Source organism: Streptomyces sp. WM4235, assembly GCF_001279725.1.
Lineage (GTDB): Bacteria > Actinomycetota > Actinomycetes > Streptomycetales > Streptomycetaceae > Streptomyces.
Genome location: NZ_LGDE01000101.1, coordinates 76,422 through 101,114, shown reverse-complemented (window position 1 = coordinate 101,114; position 24,693 = coordinate 76,422). Strand labels below are relative to the sequence as shown.

Sequence of the window (24,693 nt, the reverse complement as noted above, 5' to 3'; positions counted from 1 at the left end):
GGGCGGGCCCCCCCCCGGAAAGCCCGCCGGGGGGGGGGGGGGGGGGGCGGGGCCCCCCCCCCCCGGGCCCCGCCTGCGGGCCGGGCCACCCCGCCCCGAGCCCGCCTGTCGCGGCCGCCCGGCCCCGCCCCGAGCCCGCCGCCCGGCCCGGCCTGTCAGTCCTCGGCCGCGACCCGGAAGCGGATGCCCGCCTTCTGGAGCCGGTCCAGGAGCGCGTCGCCCATGGCCACCGCCGTGGTGAGCTGGCCCGAGGTGTCCGGCAGGGCGTCGTGGGCCAGGCAGAGCGCGGACTCCGCGAGCATCTTCGCCGTCTCTCCGTAGCCGGGGTCGCCGCCCGAGACCTCCGTGAACACCCGGCGGCCACCGCCCGTACCGACGAAGCGCACCGTGAACCAGCTGCGGGCGCGTCGTTCGGCGTCGGGTCCGCGGCCCGGTTCCCAGCGGCTCATCAGCCAGCGTCGGGCCGCCGGTACCTGGGCCAGGGCCGCCGTCGCGCCCACCGCCACCGATCCGCCCACCGCGACGGGCAGATGCTTGACCGAGGCGTGGTGCCGGTAGCGGAAGTCCGGCCCGTACCGTTCCAGGGCGGCCGCCGACCGGGCCACGATCGCCACGTCCAGGGTCGGCAGGGGCAGCGCCCAGGTGCCGGTCTCGCGGCTGTAGTGCGGGTGGCCGCCCGTGCCCCGTACCCGGCGCTCGGGCCGCCGCGGTTCGTGCAGCCGCCGCTCGCGGGCCGCGGCCAGGGTCTGCGGGCCCCGGCTCATGGCGGTGAGCGCGGAGGCCAGGGTGCCGCCGGACAGCATCGCGTTGGAGCGCATGAACCCGTCCACGCGCAGCGGCACCCCGGCCGGCAGTCGACCCACCGTGAAGTACGCGCCGAGGTCGGCCGGGATCGAGTCGAAGCCGCACGCGTGCACCAGCCGGGCGCCCGTCTCCCGGGCCCGCGCGTCGTGCTCGACGTACATCCGGTCGACGAACTCCGGCTCGCCCGTGAGGTCGACGTAGTCGGTGCCCGCCTCGGCGCACGCCGCGACCAGTTCCGCCCCGTACCAGACGTACGGCCCGACGGTGCTGGCCAGGACCCGGGTGGAGGACGCCAACTCCCGCAGGGTGTCGGGGTCGCCCGAGTCGGCGCGGATCAGTGGCAGGGCCGCGCAGGCCGGGTCGAGCGCGGCGAGCCGTTCGCGCAGCCGCTCCAGTTTGCCGAGGTCCCGCCCCGCCAGGGCCCACCGGCAGTCGGCCGGGGCGTTCGCCGCCAGGTACTCGGCGGTGAGTGCCCCGACGAACCCGGTGGCCCCGAAAAGCACGACGTCGTAAGCCCGTTCCGGATCGTGGTGCCGAACCCGCTCGTTCATGGACCGCTCCTCCCAGCTGGTGTCGGTGGCTGAGGCTAGCGTGAGGGACGGCTGTCCGTACGGGCAGGTACGCGCCGGGCGCGCATCGCGCGGATGCCCGGGGCCGCCTGCGGTGAGTGGAGGTGTCGGTGAAGGCTGCGGTGCGCAAGTGGGAGGCGGTGCGAGGGTTCGCCCTCGGGTTGCCGGAGGCCGTCGAGGAGTTCCCCTGGGGGCCCGAGGACGCCGTGCTGAAGGTCAACAAGAAGATCTTCGTCTTCATGGGCAACACGGACGGTCCGCCGGGCATCTCCGTGAAACTGAAGGACGAGGCGCTCCACGGGCACGCCATGACCGCTCCCGGGGCCGAGCCGACCGGGTACGGCCTGGGCCGGTCGGGATGGGTGTCCGTGCCGCTGGGGGAGAAGGGCGCGCCCTCGGTGGAGGTGCTGTGCGAGTGGGTGGAGGAGAGCTACCGGACCGTCGCCCTCAAACGGCACGTGAAGGAGCTGGACGCGCGAATCGAGGCAGATGGCTAAGCGCTTGCTCTTGTGCTGAGTGGAACGCGTTCCTAGCATCGCTGGTGTTACATCAGTTGTGTCACACCACGCACCAGGATGCTGGGGGCTCGATGGCAGCGACAGGTACCGGGCACGGGAGCGCCGAGGGGACCGGCGACGGTGGCCGGAACGGCCCGCTCGCGGGCGTGCGCGTCGTCGAGCTCGCCGGCATCGGGCCGGGGCCGTTCGCCGCGATGGTCCTCGCGGACCTCGGGGCGGACGTCGTCCGGGTGGACCGGCCCGGAGGCGGCGGACTCGCCGTCGACCCGGCGTACGACATCACCAACCGCAACAAGCGCTCCGTCCTGCTCGACCTGAAGTCCGCCGAGGGCCCGGCCCGTGTCCTGGACCTGGTCGAGCGGGCCGACGTGCTCATCGAGGGGTTCCGGCCCGGGGTCGCCGAGCGCCTCGGCGTCGGCCCCGACGCGTGCCTCGCCCGCAACCCGAGACTGGTCTACGGCCGGATGACCGGCTGGGGCCAGGACGGGCCGCTCGCGCACACGGCCGGGCACGACATCGCGTACATCGCCGTCACCGGCGCGCTCGGCATGATCGGGAACCCGGGCGAGCCCCCGGCCGTCCCCGCCAACCTCGTGGGGGACTACGCCGGCGGCTCCCTGTACCTGGTCATCGGGATCCTCGCCGCCCTCCGCCACGCGGGCACCCCCGACGGCACCGGACAGGTCGTCGACGCGGCCATCGTGGACGGCACCGCCCACCTCACCTCGATGATCCACGGGATGATGGCCGCCGGCGGCTGGCAGGACCGGCGCGGGGCCAACCTGCTCGACGGCGGCTGCCCCTTCTACGGCACCTACGAGACCTCCGACGGGCAGTACATGGCCGTCGGCGCGCTGGAGCAGCAGTTCTACGACACATTCGTCGACCTGCTCGGCATCGAGGACCGGGCCCCGGCCCGCAAGGACCTGGCCCGCTGGGGCGAACTCCGCGAGACGGTCGCCGCCCGCTTCAAGTCCCGTACCCGGCAGGAGTGGACGGCCGTCTTCGAGGGCAGCGACGCCTGCGTGGCGCCGGTCCTGTCCCTGGGCGAGGCGCCCGCGCACCCGCACCTCGCCGCCCGCGGCACCTTCACCGACGTCGGCGGGATCACCCAGCCCGCGCCCGCACCCCGCTTCTCCGCGACCGCCACGGCCGTCACCGGCGGGCCCGCCCTGCCGGGCGCGCACACCGAGTCCGTGGCGGCGGACTGGGACCTGCCGGCCCTGCTCGGGAAGGACGCCTGATGGAACTGTCCATGATGCTCGACTACGCGGGCGACCCGCGCCGGGCCGCCGACGAGGCGGCCGCGCTGGAGGCGGCCGGACTCGACGCCGTCTGGGTCGCGGAGGCCTGGGGCTTCGACTCGCCCACGATCATGGGGTACCTGGCCGCCCGCACCGAGCGGATGAGAATCGGCTCGGCGATCCTCAACGTCTACTCCCGCACCCCCGCGCTCATCGCCCAGACCGCGGCCGGTCTCGACGCGATCTCCGGCGGCCGGGCCCTGCTGGGCCTCGGCGCCTCGGGCCCGCAGGTGGTCGAGGGGTGGCACGGGAAGTCGTACGACAAGCCGATCGGCCGGACGCGCGAGACCGTCGAACTGTGCCGCCGCATCTGGCGCCGCGAGACGATCGACCACCACGGGATCACCGACATGCCGCTGCCGCCCGAGAAGGGCGGCCGACACGGCAAACCGCTGAAGATCCTCACCCGACCAAGGGGTACGTGCGCGAGCGCGTCGAGGCCTTCCGCGCCGCCGGCGTCACCATGCTCAACGTGACGCCCGTCGGACCCGAGCCGGCCCGGCTCATCGAGACCGTCAAGAACTGGCTGTGAGGAGCCCATCCATGAAGCGCCGGATCTTCGACGCCGACCACGAGGCGTTCCGCGACACCGTGCGCACCTTCCTGAACAAGGAGGTGCTGCCGCACTACGACGCCTGGGAGAAGGACGGCATCGTCAGCCGGGAGGCCTGGCTCGCGGCCGGCCGGCAGGGCCTGCTGGGCCTCGCCGTCCCGGAGGAGTACGGCGGCGGCGGCAACACCGACTTCCGCTACGCCGCCGTGATCGCCGAGGAGTTCACCCGGGCGGGCGCCGCCGGACTCGCGATCGGCCTGCACAACGACATCATCGGCCCGTACCTGACCTCGCTGGCCACCGAGGAGCAGAAACGCCGGTGGCTGCCGGGCTTCTGCAGCGGCGAGATCATCACCGCCATCGCGATGACCGAACCGGGCGCCGGCTCCGACCTCCAGGGGATCCGGACCACGGCCGAGGACGCCGGCGACCACTGGGTGCTCAACGGCTCCAAGACGTTCATCTCCAACGGGATCCTCGCCGACCTCGTGATCGTGGTCGCCAAGACCACCCCCGAGGGCGGGGCGCACGGCATGTCCCTGCTGGTCGTCGAACGGGGCGCGGAGGGCTTCGAGCGCGGCCGCAACCTCGACAAGATCGGCCAGAAGGCCCAGGACACCGCCGAACTGTTCTTCCACGACGTCCGGGTCCCGAAGGAGAACCTCCTCGGGGAACTCGACGGCGCGTTCGTCCACCTGATGACCAACCTCGCCCAGGAGCGGATGGGCATCGCGATGGCCGGCATAGCCGCCGCCGAATACCTGCTGGAGATCACCACCGCGTACGTCAAGGAACGCGAGGCCTTCGGCCGGCCGCTGTCCAAGCTCCAGCACATCCGGTTCGAGATCGCCGAGATGGCCACCGAGTGCGCCGTCACCCGTACCTTCCTCGACCGCTGCATCACCGACCACTCCAACGGGGAACTGGACCACGTCCACGCCTCGATGGCCAAGTGGTGGGCCACCGAACTGCAGAAGCGGGTCGCCGACCGCTGCCTGCAACTGCACGGCGGCTACGGATACATGACCGAGTACCGGGTGGCGCGGGCCTTCGTCGACGGCCGCATCCAGACCATCTACGGCGGCACCACCGAGATCATGAAGGAGATCATCGGCCGCTCCCTGCTGGGCTGACGCTCCCTTCCGACCGACCTCCCCGACCCACCCCTCCAGATCCTCGAAAGGCTTGACCAGTGAGCACCGAAGCGTACGTATACGACGCGATCCGCACGCCGCGCGGCCGCGGCAAGGCCAACGGCTCCCTGCACGGCACCAAGCCGATCGACCTGGTCGTCGGCCTCATCCACGCCCTGCGCGAGCGCAACCCCGGCCTGGACCCGGGCACCATCGACGACATCGTCCTCGGTGTCGTCGGCCCGGTCGGCGACCAGGGATCCGACATCGCCCGCATCGCGGCCATCGCCGCCGGGCTGCCGGACACCGTGGCGGGCGTCCAGGAGAACCGCTTCTGCGCCTCCGGCCTCGAAGCCGTCAACATGGCCGCCGCCAAGGTCCGTTCCGGCTGGGAGGACCTGGTCCTCGCCGGCGGCGTGGAATCCATGTCCCGCGTCCCGATGGCCTCCGACGGCGGCGCCTGGTTCGCCGACCCGATGACCAACTGGGACACCGGCTTCGTCCCGCAGGGCATCGGCGCCGACCTGATCGCCACCATCGAGGGCTTCTCCCGCCGCGACGTCGACGAGTACGCGGCCCTGTCCCAGGAGCGCGCCGCCGCCGCCATCAAGGACGGCCGCTTCGCCAAGTCGGTCGTGCCCGTCACCGACCGCAACGGCCTGGTCGTCCTGGACCACGACGAGTTCGTCCGCCCCGGCACCACGGCCGACACCCTCGCCAAGCTGAAGCCGTCCTTCGCGGACATCGGCGACCTCGGCGGCTTCGACGCCGTGGCCCTGCAGAAGTACCACTGGATCGAGAAGATCGACCACGTCCACCACGCCGGCAACTCCTCCGGCATCGTCGACGGCGCCTCCCTCGTCGCCATCGGCTCCCGCGAGGCCGGCGAGCGCAACGGACTCGCCCCCCGCGCCCGGATCGTCTCCGCGGCGGTGTCCGGATCCGAGCCCACCATCATGCTCACGGGCCCCGCCCCCGCCACCCGCAAGGCCCTCGCCAAGGCCGGGCTGAGCATCGACGACATCGACCTCATCGAGATCAACGAGGCCTTCGCCGGCGTCGTGCTGCGCTTCGTCAAGGACATGGGCGTCTCCCTCGACAAGGTCAACGTCAACGGCGGCGCCATCGCGCTCGGCCACCCGCTGGGCGCCACCGGCGCGATGATCCTCGGCACGATCGTCGACGAGCTGGAGCGCCAGGACAAGCGCTACGGCCTCGTGACCCTCTGCGTGGGCGGCGGCATGGGCGTCGCCACCATCGTCGAACGTCTCTGAACCGTCCCTGTATCCCAGACCCCGCCCCTGACACGGCCGACACGGAAGTAGCGAACATGAGCGAGTCCACCACGATCCGCTGGGAACAGGACGAGACCGGCGTCGTCACCCTCGTCCTCGACGACCCCGACCAGTCCGCCAACACGATGAACCAGGCCTTCAAGGACTCCATCGCGGCCATCGCCGACCGCGCCGAGGCCGAGAAGGACTCCATCCGCGGCATCGTCTTCACCTCCGCCAAGAAGACCTTCTTCGCCGGCGGCGACCTCAAGGACATGATCCGGCTCCGCCCCGAGGACGCCGGCCTGGCCTTCGACACCGGCACCGAGATCAAGCGCTCGCTGCGCCGCATCGAAACCCTCGGCAAGCCCGTCGTCGCCGCCATCAACGGCGCCGCCCTGGGCGGCGGTTACGAGATCTGTCTGGCCTCCCACCACCGCATCGCCCTCGACGCCCCCGGCTCCAAGATCGGCCTGCCCGAGGTCACCCTCGGCCTGCTCCCCGCCGGCGGCGGCGTCACCCGCACCGTGCGGCTGATGGGCATCGCCGACGCGCTCCTCAAGGTGCTGCTCCAGGGCACCCAGTACAACCCGCGGCGCGCCCTGGAGAACGGCCTCGTCCACGAACTGGCCGCCACCCCCGAGGAGATGCTCGTCAAGGCGCGCGCCTTCATCGACGCGAACCCCGAGTCGAAGCAGCCCTGGGACGTACCCGGCTACAAGATCCCGGGCGGCACGCCGTCCAACCCGCGCTTCGCCGCCAACCTCCCGGCGTTCCCCGCGAACCTCAAGAAGCAGCTGGGCGGCGCCCCCTACCCGGCGCCGCGCAACATCCTGGCCTGCGCCGTCGAGGGCTCCCAGGTCGACTTCGACACCGCGCTGACCATCGAGGCCCGGTACTTCACCGAGCTGGTCACCGGACAGACCGCCAAGAACATGATCCAGGCGTTCTTCTTCGACCTCCAGGCCGTCAACGCGGGCCGCAGCCGCCCGCAGGGCGTCGGGCCGCGCACGGTCCGCAAGGTCGCCGTCCTCGGGGCCGGGATGATGGGCGCGGGCATCGCCTACTCCTGCGCCCGCGCGGGCATCGACGTGGTCCTCAAGGACGTCACCGTCGAGGCCGCCGCCAAGGGCAAGGAGTACTCGCGCAAGCTGCTGGACAAGGCGGTCTCCCGGGGCCGGACCACCGAGGACCAGCGCGCCGAGCTGCTGGCCCGGATCACCCCGACCGGCGACGCCGCCGACCTCGCCGGCTGTGACGCCGTGATCGAGGCCGTCTTCGAGGACACCTCCCTCAAGCACAAGGTGTTCCAGGAGATCCAGGACGTCGTCGAGCCCGACGCGCTGCTCTGCTCCAACACCTCCACCCTGCCCATCACGGGCCTGGCGGAAGGGGTCTCGCGCCCCGTCGACTTCATCGGCCTGCACTTCTTCTCGCCCGTCGACAAGATGCCGCTGGTCGAGATCATCAAGGGCGCGCAGACCGGCGACGAGGCCATCGCCCGCGCCTTCGACCTGGTCCGCCAGATCAACAAGACCCCGATCGTGGTCAACGACTCGCGCGGCTTCTTCACCTCGCGCGTCATCGGCCAGTTCATCAACGAGGGCGTGGCGATGGTCGGCGAGGGCATCGAGCCCGCCTCCGTCGAACAGGCCGCCGCCCAGGCCGGTTACCCGGCCAAGGTGCTCTCCCTCATGGACGAGCTGACCCTGACCCTGCCCCGCAAGATCCGCAACGAGACCCGCAAGGCCTTCGAGGCCGAGGGCCGCGCCTGGGCCGAGCACCCGGCGGACACGGTCATCGACCGGATGGTCGACGAGTTCGACCGCCCCGGGCGCAGCGGCGGCGGCGGCTTCTACGAGTACGACGAGGCGGGCAAGCGGACCCGCATCTGGCCCGGCCTGCGCGAGCACTTCACCAAGCCCGGCGCCGAGATCCCCTTCGAGGACATGAAGGAGCGGATGCTCTTCTCCGAGGCGCTGGACACCGTCCGCTGCCTCGACGAGGGGGTGCTGACCTCGATCGCCGACGCCAACATCGGCTCCATCATGGGCATCGGTTTCCCGGCCTGGACCGGCGGCGTGATCCAGTACGTCAACGGCTACGAGGGCGGGCTGCCGGGCTTCGTCGCCCGCGCGCGGGAACTCGCGGAGAAGTACGGCGAGCGCTTCACCCCGCCGGCGTCGCTGGTGGCGAAGGCCGAGCGCGGCGAGACGTACGCCGACTGATCGGCCGCCGCGCGGCCCCGGGGCGACACCCCGGGGCCGCGCGGCGCGGACGTCCGCGGCGGCGCGTCGGGCATCCGCTCCGGGCGCCGCTCGCGTCAGGCGTCCCCGTGCGCGTCCTCGGATGCGTCCTCGGGTGCGGGGGAGTACAGGGAGGCGAACACGCCCCGGTGCGCGGCGCCGTCCGGCGCCGTCCACCCCGCGGTGACCCCTCCGGCGGCCTCGGCCGGTCCGGCGTCCGGCGCCAGTGGCGTCAGGACCCGCGCGACGGCGAGCCGGGTCCGCCCCGGGCCCGTCACCCGTACCTCCGTGTCCCGCGCGGAGTCGGACACCTCGGGGCGTTCCGCCGGGAGCAGCGCCGGGAGGCCCGGGCCGTCGAACCGGGCGGTGACGGACGGGTCGGGAGTGTCGGACTCGCTCTGCCGCTGCGGTACCGCCCGGCCCTGGAACAGGGCCAGCAACTCGCCGACGAGCACCGGGTCATGGGCCCCGTCGTACACCCAGCGGGTCCCGAGCACGCCGTGCTCGGAGGTGCCGATCAGGGCCGCGTCGGCGCCGTCGAGCGGCGCTCCCCGGTAGGTGAGGGGCACGTGGTACGCGATCGGGCGCTCGCCCGAGTCGTCGGTGACCACCATGAACTCGATGCCCACCTCGCCCGCGGGATCGTCGAGTCGGAAACCGCCGGCCCGTGCCAGGTCGGGTGCGGCGCCGGTGGGGAGGTACCACGGTCGGTCCGGCAGCCAGGCAGCCAGGAGCTCCAGTTTGCCGGGGCTCATCGTGGTCTTGTGGATGATCGCCATGCGTCCGAACCTACCCTTCCGGTTCGAACGCCGCCCGAAGTTCTTGCTTCAGTGAGCGTTGGAAGGCCGTCACCAGTGCCTGGACGACCATGGGTTGCATGTGCGCGGACAGCGCCTTCATGGACTCCACCCGTTCCGGATCGCTCTCGCCCTCGGTGAACGGACCCCACACCTCGTCCCGGAACAGCGCCGTCAACTCGTGGGCCGCGGTCCGCGCGTGCTCCAGCAACACGGTGCGGGCGGCCAGGATCGTCTCGTACGCGATCGGCACGTCCAGCAGCGCCACCCCGAGCCGCAACAGCCCCACGTCCACCCGGAAGCCCGCCGCGGTCGGCGCCAGCACGTTCATGGCGGTCAACCGGCGCAGGTCGCCGTCCGTCAGCGGCCTCCCGGCCCGCTTCTCCAGCTCCTCCCGCGAGGACTCCAACGGCGCGTCGGGCGCCCAGGTGGCCACCAACGCCCGGTGGATCGCCAGGTCGTGGGCGCTGAGGTCGTCCGGCAGCGCGTCCAGGTACCGCTCGATGGCCGACAGGGTCATGCCCTGGTGCTGCAACTCCTCGATCAGGGCCAACCGGGACAGGTGCTCCGGCCCGTAGTGGCCCACCCGACGGGGGCCGATCACGGGAGGGGGCAAAAGTCCGCGCGTGCTGTAGAAACGTACGGTGCGGACGGTCACACCCGCCCGGGAGGCCAGCTCGTCGACGGTGAGCGTGGGTTCCGGTGCCTGGGTGGTCATGGTCGCCGCCTCGCTCTCTGATCGGCACGGCCTGTTCGGCACGACCCGTTCATGCACAGCCTGCTTTCGGCACAGCCCTTTCGGTACCGAGGTTCAACAGTATTGCTGTCGCACCAACGATGTGAAACGGCCAGGAGCTGCCCATGACCACGAACCTGCGACTGCCCGGACGACCCGAGGAACTCACCCTCCCCGCCCTGCTGGCCCGCAACGCGGCCGAGCTCGGCGACCTGCCGGCCCTCTCGTGGCGCGAGGGACCCGGCTGGAAGACCCTCGACTGGAGCGAGGTCCGCCGCGAGGTCGCCGTCCTCGCCGCCGGCTACGCCGCCCTCGGCGTCGAGCGCGGCGAACACGTCCTGCTCATGATGGGCAACCGCCCCGAGCACTGGCTCACCGACCTGGCGCTCGTCCACCTCGGCGCGGTCCCCGTCACCGTGTACGGCACCTCCGCGCCCGAACAGACAGCCCACATCGCCCGGCACAGCCGGGCGCGGGTCGCCGTCGTCGAGGGCGCCCGCGAACTCGCCCGCTGGGAACCCCTCCTCGCCGACGACACCGTCCCCCTGGAGCGGCTCGTCGTCGCCGAGGCCGCGGACGCCGGCCCCCACCACACCTACGCCTCCCTGTACGCGGGCGGCGCCCGGCTGCACCGCGCCGACGCCTTCGAGAAGGCCTGGCGGGAGACCCGCCCCGAGGACCCGCTGACCGTCGTCTACACCTCGGGCACCACCGGCGACCCCAAGGGGGTCCGGCTCACCCACCGCAACATCGTGCTTCAGGCCGTGCGCCTGGACGGCAACGTGGACCTGCCCGAACACGCCGAGCACATCTGTTACCTCCCCTTCGCGCACATCGCCGAACGCGTCCTCGGCATCTACCTCCCCCTCCTGCGCGCCGCGCACGTGCGGCTCTGCGCCGACCCCACCGCCGTCGCCGCGGCCGTGCGCGAGCTGCGCCCCGTGCAGTTCTTCGGGGTGCCCCGGGTGTGGGAGAAGCTCGCCGCCTCCGTACGGGCCGTCCTCGCACAGCTCCCCGAGGAGCAGCGCCGCGCCATCGAGGCCGCCAACGACCTGGCCCGGGAGCGCGCCGGCCACCGCGAGCGCGGCGAGGAGGTACCGGCGGCGCTCGAAGCCTCGTACGCCGCCGCCAAGGAACGGGTCCTGGACCCGCTGCTGGGGATGGCCGGGATGGACCGGCTCGTCTGGACGGCCAGCGCCACCGCACCGATGCCGATCGACGTCGTCCGCTTCTGGGCCGGCTGGGGCATCACCATCATGGACGCCTGGGGACTCACCGAGACCGCCGGCGTGTGCACCGTCAACCGCCCGGACCACTTCCGGCTCGGCTCCGTCGGCCGTCCGATCGACGGCCTGGAACTCAGGCTCGCCGAGGACGGCGAGATCCTCACCCGCGGCGCCACGGTCTTCGACGGCTACCTGCGGCCCGACGGGACGGTGGAGAGCGCCGCCGACCCCGAGGGCTGGTTCCCGACAGGGGACATCGGCCGGCTCGACGAGGACGGGTTCCTCTGGCTGACCGACCGCAAGAAGGAACTGATCATCACCTCGAACGGCAAGAACGTCTCGCCCGCCCTGGTGGAGAACACCGTCAAGGAGCACCCGCTGATCGGCCAGGCCCTGGTCCACGGCGACGGCCGCTCCTACCTGGTCGCCCTGCTGGTCCTGGACCCCGAACTGACACCCGTCTGGGCGGCGGCCCGGGGCATCGAGGCCCCCACGCTCGGCGCGCTCGCCGAGCACCCCGCCGTCGTCGAGGAGATCGCCCGCGCGGTGACGGCGGCCAACGCCCGGCTCAACCGCACCGAGCAGATCAAGCGCTACCGGCTGCTGACCGGGGAGTGGGGCCCCGAGACCGGGGAGCTCACGCCCTCCCTGAAACTGCGCCGCCGGGTGATCCGCGAGAAGTACGGAGAGCTGATCGAGGGGCTGTACGAGGCCCCGTACGACACGCCCTGACCCGTACGGCCCGGCCCTGACCGGTGGGCGACCCCGCGCCCACGCCCACCGGACAGGGCGGGGATCGCCGGCCGGGGCCGCGGTCAGCGGCGGACCAACCGCCGCGGTTCGTCCAGCCACGCACGTTGGCCGTCGCCGTCCACGGTCACGCCGAAGCGAGTGATGTGCGGCCGGCCGCTGACCTCGTACCAGGTGTACGCCGCTGTCACCTCGGCCCACAGATCGCGCGGCCCCCACGAGGTGACCGCGTCGTCCTCCCACCAGTCGCCGTACCGGACGATGGTGGCCGACGTGCCGGCCTCGTCGACGAACTGGACCCGCCGCTCGTCGTCGTCGCCGCGGTGCGAGGAGGAGACGTCCGGGACGAGGAGACCCATGGCGAAGTCCTGGAGGTACCCGCCCGTCAAGGCCTGCGCGGGGTCGATCGGGGACCGCCGCCTCGTCGACTCCTCGGGGACGCGGAGGACGACGGCGGGCCGCTCGGAGCGGATCCACATGTACGCGGCCTCGCCGACGAACGCGCCCTGCGCCTTCGTGCCCGTACCGTCCACGCGGAGCCGCAGAAGCCCCGCGTTGCTGTAGGCCGTGCCGAACGGCGTCAGGATCACCCCGTCGGGCTTCGACTGCTCGATCCAGGCGTACGGCACCCGCCGTACGGCCGCCGTGTTGACGACCCGATCGAACGGCTCCCCGCCCGGGGCACCCTTCAGGCCGTCTCCGACGATCAGCTTCGGGTGATACCCGGCCGCCTTCAGGTTGGAGGCACCCGTGCGGGCGAGTACCTCGTCGACCTCGATGGCGACCACCCGGTCCGATCCGACCCGCTCGCACAGCAGGGCCGTGTGATAGCCGGAGCCGTATCCGATCTCCAACACCCTTGATCCAGAGTCGAGTTCGAGGTGGCCGAGCTTGCGCATGACGATGTCGAGGGCCGACACGGAAGAGGTGAAATCGCCCGCGGCCGACGCCGGCAGCCGTGCGCCGTCGTCCAACTGCGTGACCACGGACCGGTACGGGTCCCAGACCGCGCGATGCCAGGCCCGCGGATCCTCGTCGCGGTCGACGAACTGCCAGAGCCCCTCGGCGTCCCGCACGGGAAGCCACACGGCCGAGGGGACGAAGGCCTCCCGGTCCACGTTGTCGAAGGCTTGTGCCAGCCAGGGCTCACGCAACAACCCGCCGGTCGCCAGGGCCTCGCGGCAGGTCGCGCGGTTCACTTCTTGTCCGGGGGCGGAGAGGAGGGCTGGGGCGAAGGGCGGCCCCCGTCCGGGCTCGCCGGAGTGGGCGGGGGTGTCCACGGCTTGTCCGCCGGCGGACCGTTGTGCTTGCCCATGTTCTTCTCCCATCGTGGGGTGAAAGGTGCGAGGATGCCCGCCCGGTTGGGCGGGGCTCAGCGGATGCCGAGAAGGATCGCGGCGAGGAGACCGGCGACGATCGCGACGGACACGACCTGCCGCAGCCGCTCCGTCACCGGACCCCGCTCGACCGCCGCATGGCGAGGGCCGCGGCGAGGACGCGTGCGATGCGGGCCAGGTTCCGGGCGTGGTTCCAGTTCGCGTGGTCGGTGTCGCCACCCAGCGGGCCGACGTCGATGAAGTACGTCCACTCGACCAGGGCCGCTCCCACCCGCTCCGTTCGCTGATCGGCGGGCAGCGCCGTCACCGTGGCATGGAGGGTCTGCCCCGCGGTGATCAGATCGTCGACGAGACGGGCCACGCTCACGGCGTCGGGCCGATCCTCGTAGGAGGTCAGGGCCCTCGCGGCGAGTTCCTCGAAGTGCTGCGTGTCGTCGGGTGTCATGGGAGTGCTCCCTACCGTCGTCAGTGGGTGGTAGGACGACGGTAGGGCCGGCACCGGGAGAGCAGGGACACAGATTGTGCCCCCTTGATTACGCAGTCAACACGCCCAACCGGACGGCGAGTTCGGAGGCCCGTCGACGGCGCTGCGGAGACTTCGCCTCCGCCTCTTCCAGGATGATGCGGCGAGCATGCCCGTTGTACTGAATCGTCTCGGGCGCGGCCTCGTGGGCCTGCGCGAGCGTGGCCAGCGCCACGTCAGGCTGGCCGTCAAGGTGGTAGGCGCGTGCCTGCTCGATCCGGTGCCGGGCCCGGCGCGGTCGGGACGGGATTGTCTCCGCCTCCGCGCGAGCAGCCTGCCGCGCCGACTCCCCGCCCGCGTGCAACTCGACGGCCACGGTCACCGCGTGAGCGCCGATGACCGACCGGGAGAAGCTCGTCACGGGGTGGAAGTAGTCGAAGGGTAGGGACTCGGCAAGGGCGCGCGCGCTGTCCCAGTACCTCCATGCCGTGCCCGTCTCGCCCCGACGCGCGGCAGTGAGGCCGGCCTCGACGGTCAGCGCCCCCGCCACGGCCCGCACGTCCGCACCGGCGTCGGGAAGGAGAGGCGTCAGGTAGCGGAGCGTCTCCAGGGTGACGGCGTCGGCAGCGTCCAGGTGCGTGCTCTCGCGGTGGGCCTGCGTGGTCAGCCACGCGGCGAGACCGATGGCGTGCGGGTCCTCGGAGTCCTGGGCGGCCATCATGCCGCGCTCGGCCACACGCCAGACGAGAGGGGCATCGGGCTGGTAGGCGCAGAAGAACTGTGCAAGGAAGTAGACCTGTGCCAGCGAAGCCTGAGCGGCCTTCCTGTCGGCGACCGTGTCCGCCGCTCGGACCGTGGCCTGCGCGTCCTGGATGAGGTCCGGCAGCAGTGACCCGATGACGTCGCGGTGGTTCGGTGCGGAGTGCCGGGCCTGCCACGCTCGGGACAGGCGCGCGGACAGGTGCTCGGCAGACGGAGCCTCGCGAGTACCACCGAGCTGCAGTGTGTTGAGGGCCTCGCGGACGGCGGCGAACCGCGGGTGTCCGGGCCCGGTGAACAGTGCGATGTGGATGGACTGATCCCCCGTGAGGTCGGAGAGGTTTCCGACACGGAGTACTTCGGCGACGCGAAGGATGATCGGCAGAGCCGGAGTCTTCAGTCGGCCGGTCTCAAGGGCCTTGACCCACGATCCGGACCGGCCGACGAGGCCACCGAGTTGATCGCGGGTGAGCCCACGGCGGTTGCGGAGGATCTGCAGTCTCTGGCCGAAGGCCAACTGTTCGCGGTACGGGTCCGGAGTAGCATCGGTGGACATGGGCCTTGCCCCTCTCCTTGCAGCTCGACACTGACAGGGTAGGGGGCAGGGCAGCTCTCGTGTGATCCAGAATGCGCGAAAGCGCCCTGCCCGCCCGAAGGCGAGAGGGCGCATCGCCGGGCCCTGAATGCGCGGTTGCCGTGAGCCGGAGCCCACACCGCCGGACCGGAGCCTTGGGCCACCGCGCCTATCGGCCGATCGTCGGGTAGTGGTCCGACAGGTTGGTGTACGTGTACGACGTGCCCCAGCTGGAGACGGTCCAGGGCGCCGACTGCTCCTTCACCACGTTGTTCTCCCAGGCCGCCGGGCGGGCGTTGCCCTTGCGGTAGAGCACGTAGTCCAGGTCCTCGCGGGGGTCCGCCGGGTAGCGGTAGTTCGCGATGGAGTTCTGCGCCGTGTCGAAGGAGTACGGGTGGCCCGTGCGCGAGTCGGCGCCGGCCAGGTCCGCGTCCGCGAGCATCGAGTTGTACTCGGGGGTGTGGGAGTCGACGTTCATGTCGCCCGCGACGATGACCTGTTCGTTCGCCGGAATGTTCTTGCCGTCGAGGAACGCGTCGATGTTCTTGAACTGCCGGCTGCGCATCTGCGCCGCCTCGCCCGCGCCGCACCCCGGGTCGGTGGACTGGGCGTGGGTGCCTATCACGTGCACCCTCGCGCCGTTCACGTTCAGCACGGCGTACGCGAAGCCCTTGTTGGACCACCAGTCGGCGCCGCAGGCGTCCTTGTAGACGACCTGCTCCTTGCGGACGATCGGCCACTTGCTCAGGATCGTGACGCCCCCGTCCTCCGGGGTGGTGGCGGAGTAGGCGCCGCCCGTGGCGTCCCAGCCGCTCTTGCTCCGGCCCACGACCGGGGTCTGGTAGGGGTACCGCGCGGCCGAGTTGGCCTTCAGCGCGTCCGAGGCGCCGTTGTCGAAGGCCTCCTGGAGCACGACCACGTCGTGGCCCTGGTAGAAGGACGCCTTGGGGATCTCCGCCGCCCGGTGGTCCTGGCCCCAGTTCGGGTACAGGTTCTTGCTCATCAGGAACACGTTGTAGGTCAGAACGTCGAGCCGGGGGGTCGCGGCGCTCTCCGCGGCCGTGGCGGCCGGCGCGGTGGTGACGGCCAGCGCGCCGGCGGCGACCGCGGCGACGGCCGTGGCGACGGCGCGACGAGAGCGGGGCGAGATCTGCAGCATGGAGGTCTCCATCATTCCTGCGGGGGAAGATCGACGCCGTCATACAAGCAGCACCAGTTACCTCTGGGTAACACCCATGCAGAGACTTTCTGTCCGGGGGACGGCCGTCCGGTGCTCGCATACTTGTGTCATGAAGCAGACGGACCCCGCATCCCCCATCGGACCGACGGCCGCGCGCCGCCCCGACCCCGAGCCACCCGCGCCCGGCGGAGTGCTGTGGACCATCGCCGGAGACGTCCGCGCGCTGCTCATGCTCCCCGCCGCCTTCACGATGCAGGTCGCCCACCCGGCCATCGGCGCCGGCGTCGACCAGTACTCGGTCTTCCGCACCGACCCCTGGGGGCGGGGCGAACGCTCGCTGCGCTCGGTCCAGCTCTGGGTGTACGGCGGCGACGAGGCCGCCGCCGAGGGCCGTCGGGTGCGCCGCCTCCACAAGGAGATCCAGGGCACCGACACCCGGGGCCGGCGCTACCACTCGCTCGACCCGGCCTGCTACTCCTGGGTCCACGCCACCGGCTTCCCGGTCTACCTGTACGCCGGGCGGTACCTGCTGCGCCGCTTCACCCCCGCCCAGGAGCGGCAGCTCTACCGCGAGTGGCTCCAGGTCGGCCGGATCCTCGGCATCCACGACCGGGACATGCCCCGGACCATCGAGGAGTACTGGGTCTACTACCGCCGGATGCTGGCCGAGGAGATCGAGTCCACCCCGGTGGCCCGCGAACTGGTCGCCACCGACGTGCCCCTGCCCCGCCCCGAGGGCGGCTCGCCGGCGGTCCGGCTCCTGCTGCGCCTGACCTGGCCGCTCCTGCGGACGGTGTTCCTGCGCTTCCGTGCCTTCGTCACCGCCGGCTACATGCCGCCCGAGGCCCGCGCGGCCGTCGGGCTGGAGTGGACCCCGGCCCAGGAGCGCCGGCTGCGACGGTTCAGCACGGCCGTGCGGATCCTCGTACCGCTGCTCCCGGAGCGGCTGCGCTACCTGCCCATCGCCCGGGAGGCCCGGGCACGCCGACGCGCCGGCGCCCACTGAGGGACGCCGGCGCGAGCGGTCGACCGATCCCCGGGGATCGGTCGAGCGGGATCCCCGGGATCGGTCGAGCAGGACCCGGGGACAGCCGGGCCCGGCCCCGGGATCGACGGGATGTGGCTCAGTGGTCGTGGATCGAGTTCGTCGCGGCGATCTTCTTCCAGGACTTCGGCTCCACCGGCTCGACGGCCGGCGCCTTGAGCGAGCGGGCCGACGGGGAGGCGGCGGCCGGCGGGGAGGCGGCGGCCGGCGGGGCGAAGGCCGGCTTGCCGGGGGTGTACAGCCAGGTCTCGAAGAGCTGGGCGAGGGGCTTCTTGGAGATCTTCTCGGCGTAGCGGACGAAGTCCCCGACCTTCGCGTTGCCGTAGGCGCGCTCGGTCGGCCACCCCTTGAGGATCTGGAAGAACTTCTCGTCGCCGATCTCGTTGCGCAGCGCCTGGATGGCGATTGCGCCACGGTCGTACACGGCGCCGTGGAACTGGTTCTCCGCGCCCGGGTCTCCCGGCTTGACCTGCCAGAACGGGTCCTCGGCGGCGCGGGAGGCATACGTCCACTCGGCCAGCTCCTGCGCCGTGCCCTCGCCCTCCTTCTCCGACCACAGCCACTGGCTGTACCGGGCGAAGCCCTCGTTGACCCAGATGTCCTTCCAGTTGTCCACGGACACGCTGTCGCCGTACCACTGGTGCGCCAGCTCGTGGACGACCACCGAGACGTTCGAGCCGTTGGCGAACTGCCTCGGGCTGTAGAAGGGCCGCGTCTGGGTCTCCAGCGCGAATCCGCTGGGCACGTTCGGGACGTAGCCTCCCAGCGCGTTGAACGGGTACGGGCCGAAGACCCCCTCCAACCACTCCGCGACCTCGCCGGTCCGCTCCACGCTGGCGCGCGCCGCGCCGTCGTTGTCGCCGAGGTCCTTGCTGTACGCGTTCAGGATCGGCAGGCCGCTCGACGTCTTGTCGGTGGTGATGTCGAACTTGCCGATGGCGAGGGTGGCGAGGTAGGTGGCCTGCGGCTTGTTCGAGCGCCAGTTGTAGCGGGTCCAGCCGAGCTTCGACGTCTGCGACTGGAGCACGCCGTTGCTGATGGCCTGGGTGCCGTCCGGGACGTTGACGGACACGTCGAAGGTGGCCTTGTCGAGCGGGTGGTCGTTGCTGGGGAACCACCAGATCGCCGAGTCGGGCTCCTGGGCCGCCACGCCGCCGTCCGGGGTGCGCTGCCACGCCGACCAGCCGTCGACCTTGAACTCCGATGGCTTTCCGGCGTACTTGACGACGACACTGGCCTGCTTGTTCCGCTGGAGCGGCTGGGCCGGCGTCACCTCCAGCTCCTGGGTGCCGGAGGTGGCGAACTTCGCCTTCACGCCGTTGACCCGGATCTCGCTCACCTTGAGGCCGAAGTCGAGGTTGAAGCGGGACAGGTCCTGGCGGGCCGTCGCCAGGAGGGTGGCGGTGCCCTCCAGGAGGTCCGTCTTCGGCTGGTACTGAAGGCGCAGGTCGTAGTGCGAGATGTCGTACCCGCCGTTGCCGCTCGCCGGGTAGTAGGTGTCGCCGATACCCGCGGCGCCCGGGACGGAACTCGCCGCGGACGCCGGGATCACCAGCAGGAGGGAGGCGGCGAGCACGCTCGGGGCGATGACTTTCCGATGCACGAAGAGCTCCAAGGGGTAGGGGAGACAGTTCCGTTCAGGGGTCTCGTCGTTCGACCGTATTCACGCGCGGTGCCCCACGTCATGTCCATGGCCCCTGCTGTCACATGATCGCCATTCGGCCGTCACAGGTCGTCGATCGCGGACTCCGGCGTGTCGGGCGCCGCCCACCCGGCGGCGTCCACCCGGCGGCGTCCGGCCCGGCTCGGCCCGCTCACCCCGCCGGGGCGGTGCGAGCGCCTCGGCCCGCGGCCCCGCCGGCCCGCCGCGCGAGAAAGTCCGGAAAGGGTCGGGGCGCCACGGGACGGGGGAGCACCCGTGAGGCGGGCGGGGAGGAATCCGTTGGCGGGCGCCCCACCCACCACCTTGCGCCATACTAAGCAGTCGGTAATCTGCCGGGTATGACTCTTCCCCCACGCGCCGCCCGACACTGCTGGCATGCGGTGGTCAACCCCTTGCACGCCCTCATCTACTTCTCCCCGGACCTCGCGAAGGAGTTCGCCGCCCTCGGGGTCACCGACCGCGTCGCCGTCAACCTCGCCGGCCGGTCGGCCGCCATGGGCGCCGTCGGCCCCGGCACCGTGACCGCGACCTTCTACAACTACCGCCACGACCTCGTCGCCCGGCACCTGCCCGCCGTCTGGGACACCCTCACCCCCGAGCAGGCCCTCGCCGCCCGGCTCCGCGCCGCCGACTCCACCCTGCGCCGCCTCCTCGGCACCGAGACCATCGAGTCCGCGGAACTCGCGGAGACCGCCGACCTCGCCCTGTACGCCGCCGAGGGCTGCACCCGACACGCGCGCGTCCTGTACTCCGCACACGCCGACCTGCCCGTCCCCGAGGAACCGCACCTGCGCCTGTGGCACGCGGCGACCCTGCTGCGCGAACACCGCGGCGACGGCCACCTCGCCGCCCTGCTGCTCGCCGGCCTCGACCCCGTCGAGGCGCTGATCAGCCACACCGCGACCGGCCGCGGCATGACCCCGAAGTGGCTCAGGGCCACGCGCGGCTGGGAACCGGCCGACCTGGAGGCGGCGGCCGACCGGCTGCGGGCCCGCGACGTCCTCGACGCGGACAACGAACTCACCGCACACGGCAAGGCCGTACGGGAGGCACTGGAGGCCGACACCGACCGACTCGACGCCGCCCCGTACGAACACCTCGGCGCGAGCGGCCTGGCCCGCCTGGGCGAGCTCGGCGGAGCCCTCGCCGCGAAGGCCTTCGCGGCCGGCGCCTTCCCCCCGGACCTCATCGGCAAGGCCTGAGAGGAGAGGCGGCGACCGGCGCGGGACACGGCTCCCGGCGTCCGTCACCGGCACCTGCCACAATTGGCAGCCTTCCACGCATCCCATGCAGACGTACGAAGGCAGGCAGGACCGCACCGTGACGATGTCCATCGAAGGCAGGATCGCCGAGGAGCTCGGCGTACGGGAGCGGCAGGTCAAGGCCGCCGTCGAGCTGCTCGACGGCGGTTCGACCGTGCCGTTCATCGCTCGCTACCGCAAGGAGGCGACCGAGATGCTCGACGACGCCCAGTTGCGCACCCTGGAGGAGCGACTGCGGTACCTGCGCGAGCTGGAGGACCGCCGCGCGGCCATCCTCGATTCCGTGCGGGAACAGGGCAAGCTCGACGCCGAGCTGGAGGCCCGGATCAACGCGGCCGACACCAAGGCCCGGCTGGAGGACATCTACCTGCCCTTCAAGCCCAAGCGGCGCACCAAGGCGCAGATCGCCCGCGAGGCCGGCCTGGCGCCGCTCGCCGAGGGGCTGCTGGCCGACCCCTCCGTCGAACCGGCCGTCGCCGCCGCCGCGTTCGTGGACGCCGACAAGGGCGTCGCCGACCCGGCCGCCGCCCTGGAGGGCGCCCGCGCCATCCTCACCGAGACGTTCGCCGAGGACGCCGACCTCATCGGCGAGCTGCGCGAACGCATGTGGGGACGCGGCCGGCTCGCCTCGAAGGTCCGCGAGGGCAAGGAGGAGGCGGGCGCCAAGTTCGCCGATTACTTCGACTTCGCGGAACCCCTCACCGCTCTGCCCTCGCACCGGGTCCTGGCCATGCTCCGCGGCGAGAAGGAGGACGTCCTCAGCCTCGACCTGGAGCCGGAGGAGCCGAGCGACACGCCCGGCCCCTCCACGTACGAGGGCATGGTCGCGCGCCGCTTCGGCGTGGGCGACCGGGGCCGCCCGGGCGACAAGTGGCTCGCCGACACCGTCCGCTGGGCCTGGCGCACGAAGATCCAGGTCCACCTGGGCATCGACCTGCGGACGCGGCTGCGGGCCGCCGCCGAGGACGAGGCCGTACGGGTCTTCGCGGCCAACCTGCGCGACCTGCTGCTCGCCGCGCCCGCCGGCACCCGCGCGACGCTCGGCCTGGACCCCGGCTTCCGTACCGGCGTCAAGGTGGCCGTCGTGGACGCGACCGGCAAGGTCGTGGCCACGGACGTGATCCACCCGCACGTCCCCGCCAACAGGTGGGACGAGTCCCTGGCGAAGCTGGCCCGGCTGGCCAAGGAGCACGCGGTCGACCTGATCGCCATCGGCAACGGCACGGCCTCCCGCGAGACCGACAAGCTGGCCGGCGACCTCATCACCCGCCACCCCGAGCTGGGGCTGACCAAGGTGATGGTGTCGGAGGCCGGCGCGTCCGTGTACTCCGCGTCCGCGTTCGCCTCGCAGGAACTCCCGGACATGGACGTGTCGTTGCGCGGTGCGGTCTCCATCGCCCGCCGCCTCCAGGACCCGCTGGCCGAACTCGTCAAGATCGACCCGAAGTCGATCGGCGTCGGCCAGTACCAGCACGACCTGTCCGAGGTGAAGCTCTCCCGTTCCCTCGACGCCGTGGTCGAGGACTGCGTGAACGGCGTCGGCGTCGACGTCAACACCGCCTCCGCGCCGCTGCTCTCACGGGTTTCGGGCATCAGCGGCGGCCTCGCCGAGAACATCGTGGCCCACCGCGACGCCAACGGCCCCTTCCGCAACCGCAAGGGCCTCAAGGACGTGGCCCGGCTGGGCCCGAAGGCCTACGAGCAGTGCGCGGGCTTCCTTCGGATCCGCGGCGGGGACGACCCGCTGGACTCCTCCAGCGTGCACCCCGAGGCGTACCCGGTGGTCCGTGCGATGGGTAAGACGGCGGGCGGCGAGGTGGCGTCCCTCATCGGCAACGGCACGGTCCTGAAGTCTCTGCGGCCCGAGCAGTTCGTCACCGAGACCTTCGGGCTGCCGACCGTCACGGACATCCTGCGCGAGCTGGAGAAGCCCGGTCGCGACCCCCGGCCCGCCTTCAAGACGGCGACCTTCAAGGAGGGCGTCGAGAAGATCGGCGACCTGGCCCCCGGGATGATCCTGGAGGGCGTCGTCACCAATGTGGCCGCCTTCGGGGCGTTCATCGACATCGGTGTCCACCAGGACGGGTTGGCGCACGTCTCCGCGCTGTCGAAGACCTTCGTCAAGGACCCGCGGGACGTGGTCAAGCCGGGCGACATCGTCCGCGTGAAGGTCATGGACGTGGACATCCCGCGCAAGCGGATCTCGCTGACGCTGCGCCTGGAGGACGAGGCCGGGGCGGACCGTCCCGCCGGGGCGCCCCGGGACCGGGAGGAGCGCCGGGGCGGCGGCCGGCCCCCGCAGCAGCGGGGCGCGGCCCCGCAGGGCGGCCAAGGCGGCCAGAGCCGACGGGGCCAGGGTGGTCAGAGCGGTCAGGCGGGCCAGGGCGGTCAGGCGAACCAGGCCGGTCAGCGCCAAGGCGGCGGTCAGGGCCGGGGCGGTCAGGGCGGTCAGCGCCAGGGCGGCGGCCAGGGATCCGGAGCCCCGGCGCCCGCCAACAGCGCGATGGCCGACGCCCTGCGTCGGGCCGGCCTCACCGGCAAGGAGGAGCGCCGAGGCCGCTGACCGGGGCAGCGCGTGAGATCACGCGGAGGATGGCCGAATAGGTTCTCCACACGGGGACATACCTTGCCAAGCACCTCAACTGATCTGTAGGGATGGTGGAACGCCCGTTCGTGACGCGCGGACGGGCTTCCGCTTTTCCCCTCAGGGGCCGAACTCCTCGGGGCCGTCCCATGGCACAGGATGTAATGCCCATGCCCACGCACACCTATGAACGCTGCCCGAGAAAGGGTCCGAAGAGGGAAGACATGCCCTATCGGAATCTCAGCCTGCGCAAACGGTGCGAGAACATTCTCGGCCATCTGGATCTGACGCATCCTTTTTCACTCGACAGCCTGTGCGCCCGGATGGAGGAGCAGCGCGGCCGCCCGATCCGACTGCACCCGCTGCCCAAGGAAGCGGCCGAGTCCGGGGTCTGCGGACTGTGGGTGGGCACCGCCCGCGTCGACTACGTCTTCTACGAGGCCCAGACCACCCCCCTGCACCGCGAGCACATCGTGCTCCACGAACTGGGGCACATCCTCTTCGGTCACCACTCGCTGGAAGGCGAGGAGACCGACGGGCACGCCCCCGTGGTCCTGGGCCGCACCAACTACACCACGCGCCAGGAGCGGGAGGCCGAGATGCTCGCCAGCATGATCCGCATGCGCGCCGTCGGCCCCGGCCCGCGGCCCGGCACGGCCCACCGCGGCCCCCTCGCCCGGCTGGAGTCCGCCATGGGCTACGAACAGGGTGTGCGCGATGGCGGCTGAACTGACCGCCATCGGCGACTGGCTCGCCGTCCCCAGCGTGGTGATCCTGTGGCTCGCCGTCCTGCTGCGAGCCCCCGGCGCCCTGCGCTCCCCGCAACAGCGCGGCCTGTGGCTCGCCGTCGCCACCGCCGCCGCGGCGATGACCCTGAACCTCCCCGCGGTCGTCGCCTACGCGACGAGCCGCGACACCGCATACGCCCACACCATCGGCCTGGTGCGCAACCTCATCGGTGTCCTCTCCGCGGGAGCGGTCCTTTACTTCGTGGCAGCCGCCACCCGCGGCCGCAGGCTCCAACTCGCCGCCTGGATCGGCACGTCGGCCTGGCTCGCCACCCTGGTCGCACTCGACGTCGCCGCGCCCGAACACGGCACCCACGCCATGCCGCCGGTCGGGGATCCCGTACCGTCCCTCGCCTACTGGCTGGTGCTGATCTCCGCCCACCTCGTGGCCAACACCGTCTGCGTGTACGTCTGCCGGCGCTACAGCCGTCGGACCGAGAGCCGTGGACTCGCCCTGGGCCTGCGGCTGTTCGGCCTGGGTACCGCGCTGGCCGGCCTGTTCTGGTTCGCGTACCTCCTCAAGGCCCTGTTCGCCAACACCTGGGCCATGCCCGCCCTGCCGCTCATGATGAACCTGCACGGACTGCTGCGCGCCGCCGCGATCCTGGTGCCGACCCTCTTCGCGCTGCGCCGCACCACCGCCGACATCGCCACCGCCTGGCGACTGTGGCCCCTGTGGCGGGACCTGGTCCAGGCCGTGCCGCACGTGGTGCTCTCGGCCTCGCGGGCCGGGCGGGTCATGGAACTGCTGTGGCCGCCCATGCCGCGCCACCTGCTCGTGTACCGGAAGGTCATCGAGACGCGCGACGCCATCCTGATCCTCGGGGAGTACGTGGCCCCGGGCATACCGGAACTCGCCCGCAGCCACGTCGCCGAGAGCGGAATCCCCGAACAGCGGCGCACCGCGGCCGCGTTGGCGTGCGTACTCAAGGAAGCCCGACAGACCAAACTCGCGGGACTGCCCGGCCGGCAGCCGGGGGACACGGCGGTCCTGGAACTGCCGCCCGCGATCCAGACCTCCGCCGAGGCGGGCGACCTGGAGGAGGAGGCCCGCTTCCTCGTCGACGTCGCGGAGGCCTACGCCTCACCCTCCACCACCGGCTTCACCCCCTGACCCGAGCCGACCCG

General features: G+C 72.0%; 20 protein-coding genes. 12 read left to right on the top strand and 8 right to left on the bottom strand.

The features are described 5' to 3' along the window. Positions 1–155: 155 nt before the first annotated feature. Positions 156–1,355 carry a saccharopine dehydrogenase family protein gene (locus ADK55_RS10485; protein WP_053677300.1) on the bottom strand — a complete coding sequence of 400 codons (1,200 nt, stop codon included), beginning with the start codon at positions 1,353–1,355 and terminating at the stop codon, positions 156–158. Positions 1,356–1,471: 116 nt separating this feature from the next. Between ADK55_RS10485 and ADK55_RS10480 the strand changes: the two genes are divergently transcribed. The 6 genes from ADK55_RS10480 to ADK55_RS10455 all read left to right on the top strand — a co-directional run bounded on the left by ADK55_RS10480 (position 1,472) and on the right by ADK55_RS10455 (position 8,383). Continuing rightward, a complete protein-coding gene (locus tag ADK55_RS10480) occupies positions 1,472–1,870 on the top strand; it encodes an MmcQ/YjbR family DNA-binding protein (protein WP_053677298.1) in 399 nt (132 codons plus the stop codon). A gap of 92 nt (positions 1,871–1,962) precedes the next feature. Next, the gene (locus tag ADK55_RS10475; RefSeq protein WP_053677296.1) at positions 1,963–3,135 is read left to right on the top strand and encodes a CaiB/BaiF CoA transferase family protein; all 1,173 of its coding nucleotides are present in this window, start codon (positions 1,963–1,965) and stop codon (positions 3,133–3,135) included. Beyond that, positions 3,135–3,671 (top strand): LLM class flavin-dependent oxidoreductase, encoded by a 537-nt coding sequence (locus ADK55_RS10470; RefSeq protein WP_420713614.1) that lies wholly within the window; start codon positions 3,135–3,137, stop codon positions 3,669–3,671. The genes ADK55_RS10475 and ADK55_RS10470 overlap by 1 nt, the downstream gene beginning before the upstream one ends. A gap of 67 nt (positions 3,672–3,738) precedes the next feature. Continuing rightward, entirely contained in the window at positions 3,739–4,881 is a 1,143-nt protein-coding gene (locus ADK55_RS10465) for an acyl-CoA dehydrogenase family protein (protein WP_053677294.1), read from the top strand. A gap of 59 nt (positions 4,882–4,940) precedes the next feature. Next, positions 4,941–6,155 carry an acetyl-CoA C-acetyltransferase gene (locus ADK55_RS10460; RefSeq protein ID WP_053677291.1) on the top strand — a complete coding sequence of 405 codons (1,215 nt, stop codon included), beginning with the start codon at positions 4,941–4,943 and terminating at the stop codon, positions 6,153–6,155. 56 nt (positions 6,156–6,211) lie between these two features. After that, complete coding sequence (locus tag ADK55_RS10455; protein ID WP_053677289.1) at positions 6,212–8,383, top strand: 3-hydroxyacyl-CoA dehydrogenase NAD-binding domain-containing protein; 2,172 nt, start codon at positions 6,212–6,214, stop codon at positions 8,381–8,383. A 95-nt stretch (positions 8,384–8,478) separates the two neighbouring features. Here the strand turns inward: ADK55_RS10455 and ADK55_RS10450 are convergent, their stop codons facing one another. After that, entirely contained in the window at positions 8,479–9,180 is a 702-nt protein-coding gene (locus tag ADK55_RS10450; protein WP_053677287.1) for a maltokinase N-terminal cap-like domain-containing protein, read from the bottom strand. A 10-nt stretch (positions 9,181–9,190) separates the two neighbouring features. Continuing rightward, complete coding sequence (locus ADK55_RS10445; RefSeq protein WP_053677285.1) at positions 9,191–9,916, bottom strand: MerR family transcriptional regulator; 726 nt, start codon at positions 9,914–9,916, stop codon at positions 9,191–9,193. Between the two features lie 143 nt (positions 9,917–10,059). On the opposite strand from ADK55_RS10445, the gene ADK55_RS10440 reads away from it, so the two are divergent. After that, positions 10,060–11,892: an AMP-dependent synthetase/ligase gene (locus tag ADK55_RS10440; protein WP_053677284.1), complete on the top strand. Its 1,833-nt coding sequence runs from the start codon at positions 10,060–10,062 to the stop codon at positions 11,890–11,892. A gap of 83 nt (positions 11,893–11,975) precedes the next feature. Here ADK55_RS10440 and ADK55_RS10435 read toward each other — a convergent pair whose 3' ends face one another. The 4 genes from ADK55_RS10435 to sph form a co-directional block, all read right to left on the bottom strand. Beyond that, positions 11,976–13,109, bottom strand: a complete 1,134-nt coding sequence (locus ADK55_RS10435; RefSeq protein WP_053677281.1) for a protein-L-isoaspartate O-methyltransferase family protein — start codon at positions 13,107–13,109, stop codon at positions 11,976–11,978. A gap of 250 nt (positions 13,110–13,359) precedes the next feature. After that, the gene (locus ADK55_RS10430) at positions 13,360–13,692 is read right to left on the bottom strand and encodes a DUF6415 family natural product biosynthesis protein (protein ID WP_053677279.1); all 333 of its coding nucleotides are present in this window, start codon (positions 13,690–13,692) and stop codon (positions 13,360–13,362) included. An 88-nt stretch (positions 13,693–13,780) separates the two neighbouring features. Continuing rightward, the gene (locus ADK55_RS10425; RefSeq protein WP_053677277.1) at positions 13,781–15,025 is read right to left on the bottom strand and encodes a helix-turn-helix domain-containing protein; all 1,245 of its coding nucleotides are present in this window, start codon (positions 15,023–15,025) and stop codon (positions 13,781–13,783) included. 187 nt (positions 15,026–15,212) lie between these two features. Next, complete coding sequence (sph, locus tag ADK55_RS10420; protein WP_053677320.1) at positions 15,213–16,202, bottom strand: sphingomyelin phosphodiesterase; 990 nt, start codon at positions 16,200–16,202, stop codon at positions 15,213–15,215. 130 nt (positions 16,203–16,332) lie between these two features. Between sph and ADK55_RS10415 the strand changes: the two genes are divergently transcribed. Continuing rightward, positions 16,333–17,229, top strand: a complete 897-nt coding sequence (locus tag ADK55_RS10415; protein WP_053677275.1) for an oxygenase MpaB family protein — start codon at positions 16,333–16,335, stop codon at positions 17,227–17,229. A gap of 118 nt (positions 17,230–17,347) precedes the next feature. On the opposite strand, the gene ADK55_RS10410 is transcribed toward ADK55_RS10415, so the two are convergent. Continuing rightward, positions 17,348–18,871, bottom strand: a complete 1,524-nt coding sequence (locus ADK55_RS10410; RefSeq protein ID WP_053677318.1) for a M1 family metallopeptidase — start codon at positions 18,869–18,871, stop codon at positions 17,348–17,350. A gap of 398 nt (positions 18,872–19,269) precedes the next feature. Between ADK55_RS10410 and ADK55_RS10405 the strand changes: the two genes are divergently transcribed. The 4 genes from ADK55_RS10405 to ADK55_RS10390 all read left to right on the top strand — a co-directional run bounded on the left by ADK55_RS10405 (position 19,270) and on the right by ADK55_RS10390 (position 24,679). Beyond that, positions 19,270–20,133, top strand: coding sequence for an SCO6745 family protein (locus tag ADK55_RS10405; protein ID WP_053677273.1), 864 nt, complete (start codon positions 19,270–19,272; stop codon positions 20,131–20,133). Positions 20,134–20,251: 118 nt separating this feature from the next. Then, the gene (locus ADK55_RS10400; RefSeq protein WP_053677271.1) at positions 20,252–22,756 is read left to right on the top strand and encodes a Tex family protein; all 2,505 of its coding nucleotides are present in this window, start codon (positions 20,252–20,254) and stop codon (positions 22,754–22,756) included. 245 nt (positions 22,757–23,001) lie between these two features. Next, complete coding sequence (locus tag ADK55_RS10395) at positions 23,002–23,505, top strand: ImmA/IrrE family metallo-endopeptidase (protein ID WP_063839496.1); 504 nt, start codon at positions 23,002–23,004, stop codon at positions 23,503–23,505. Continuing rightward, positions 23,495–24,679, top strand: coding sequence for an MAB_1171c family putative transporter (locus ADK55_RS10390; RefSeq protein ID WP_053677266.1), 1,185 nt, complete (start codon positions 23,495–23,497; stop codon positions 24,677–24,679). The genes ADK55_RS10395 and ADK55_RS10390 overlap by 11 nt, the downstream gene beginning before the upstream one ends. Positions 24,680–24,693 lie beyond the last annotated feature (14 nt).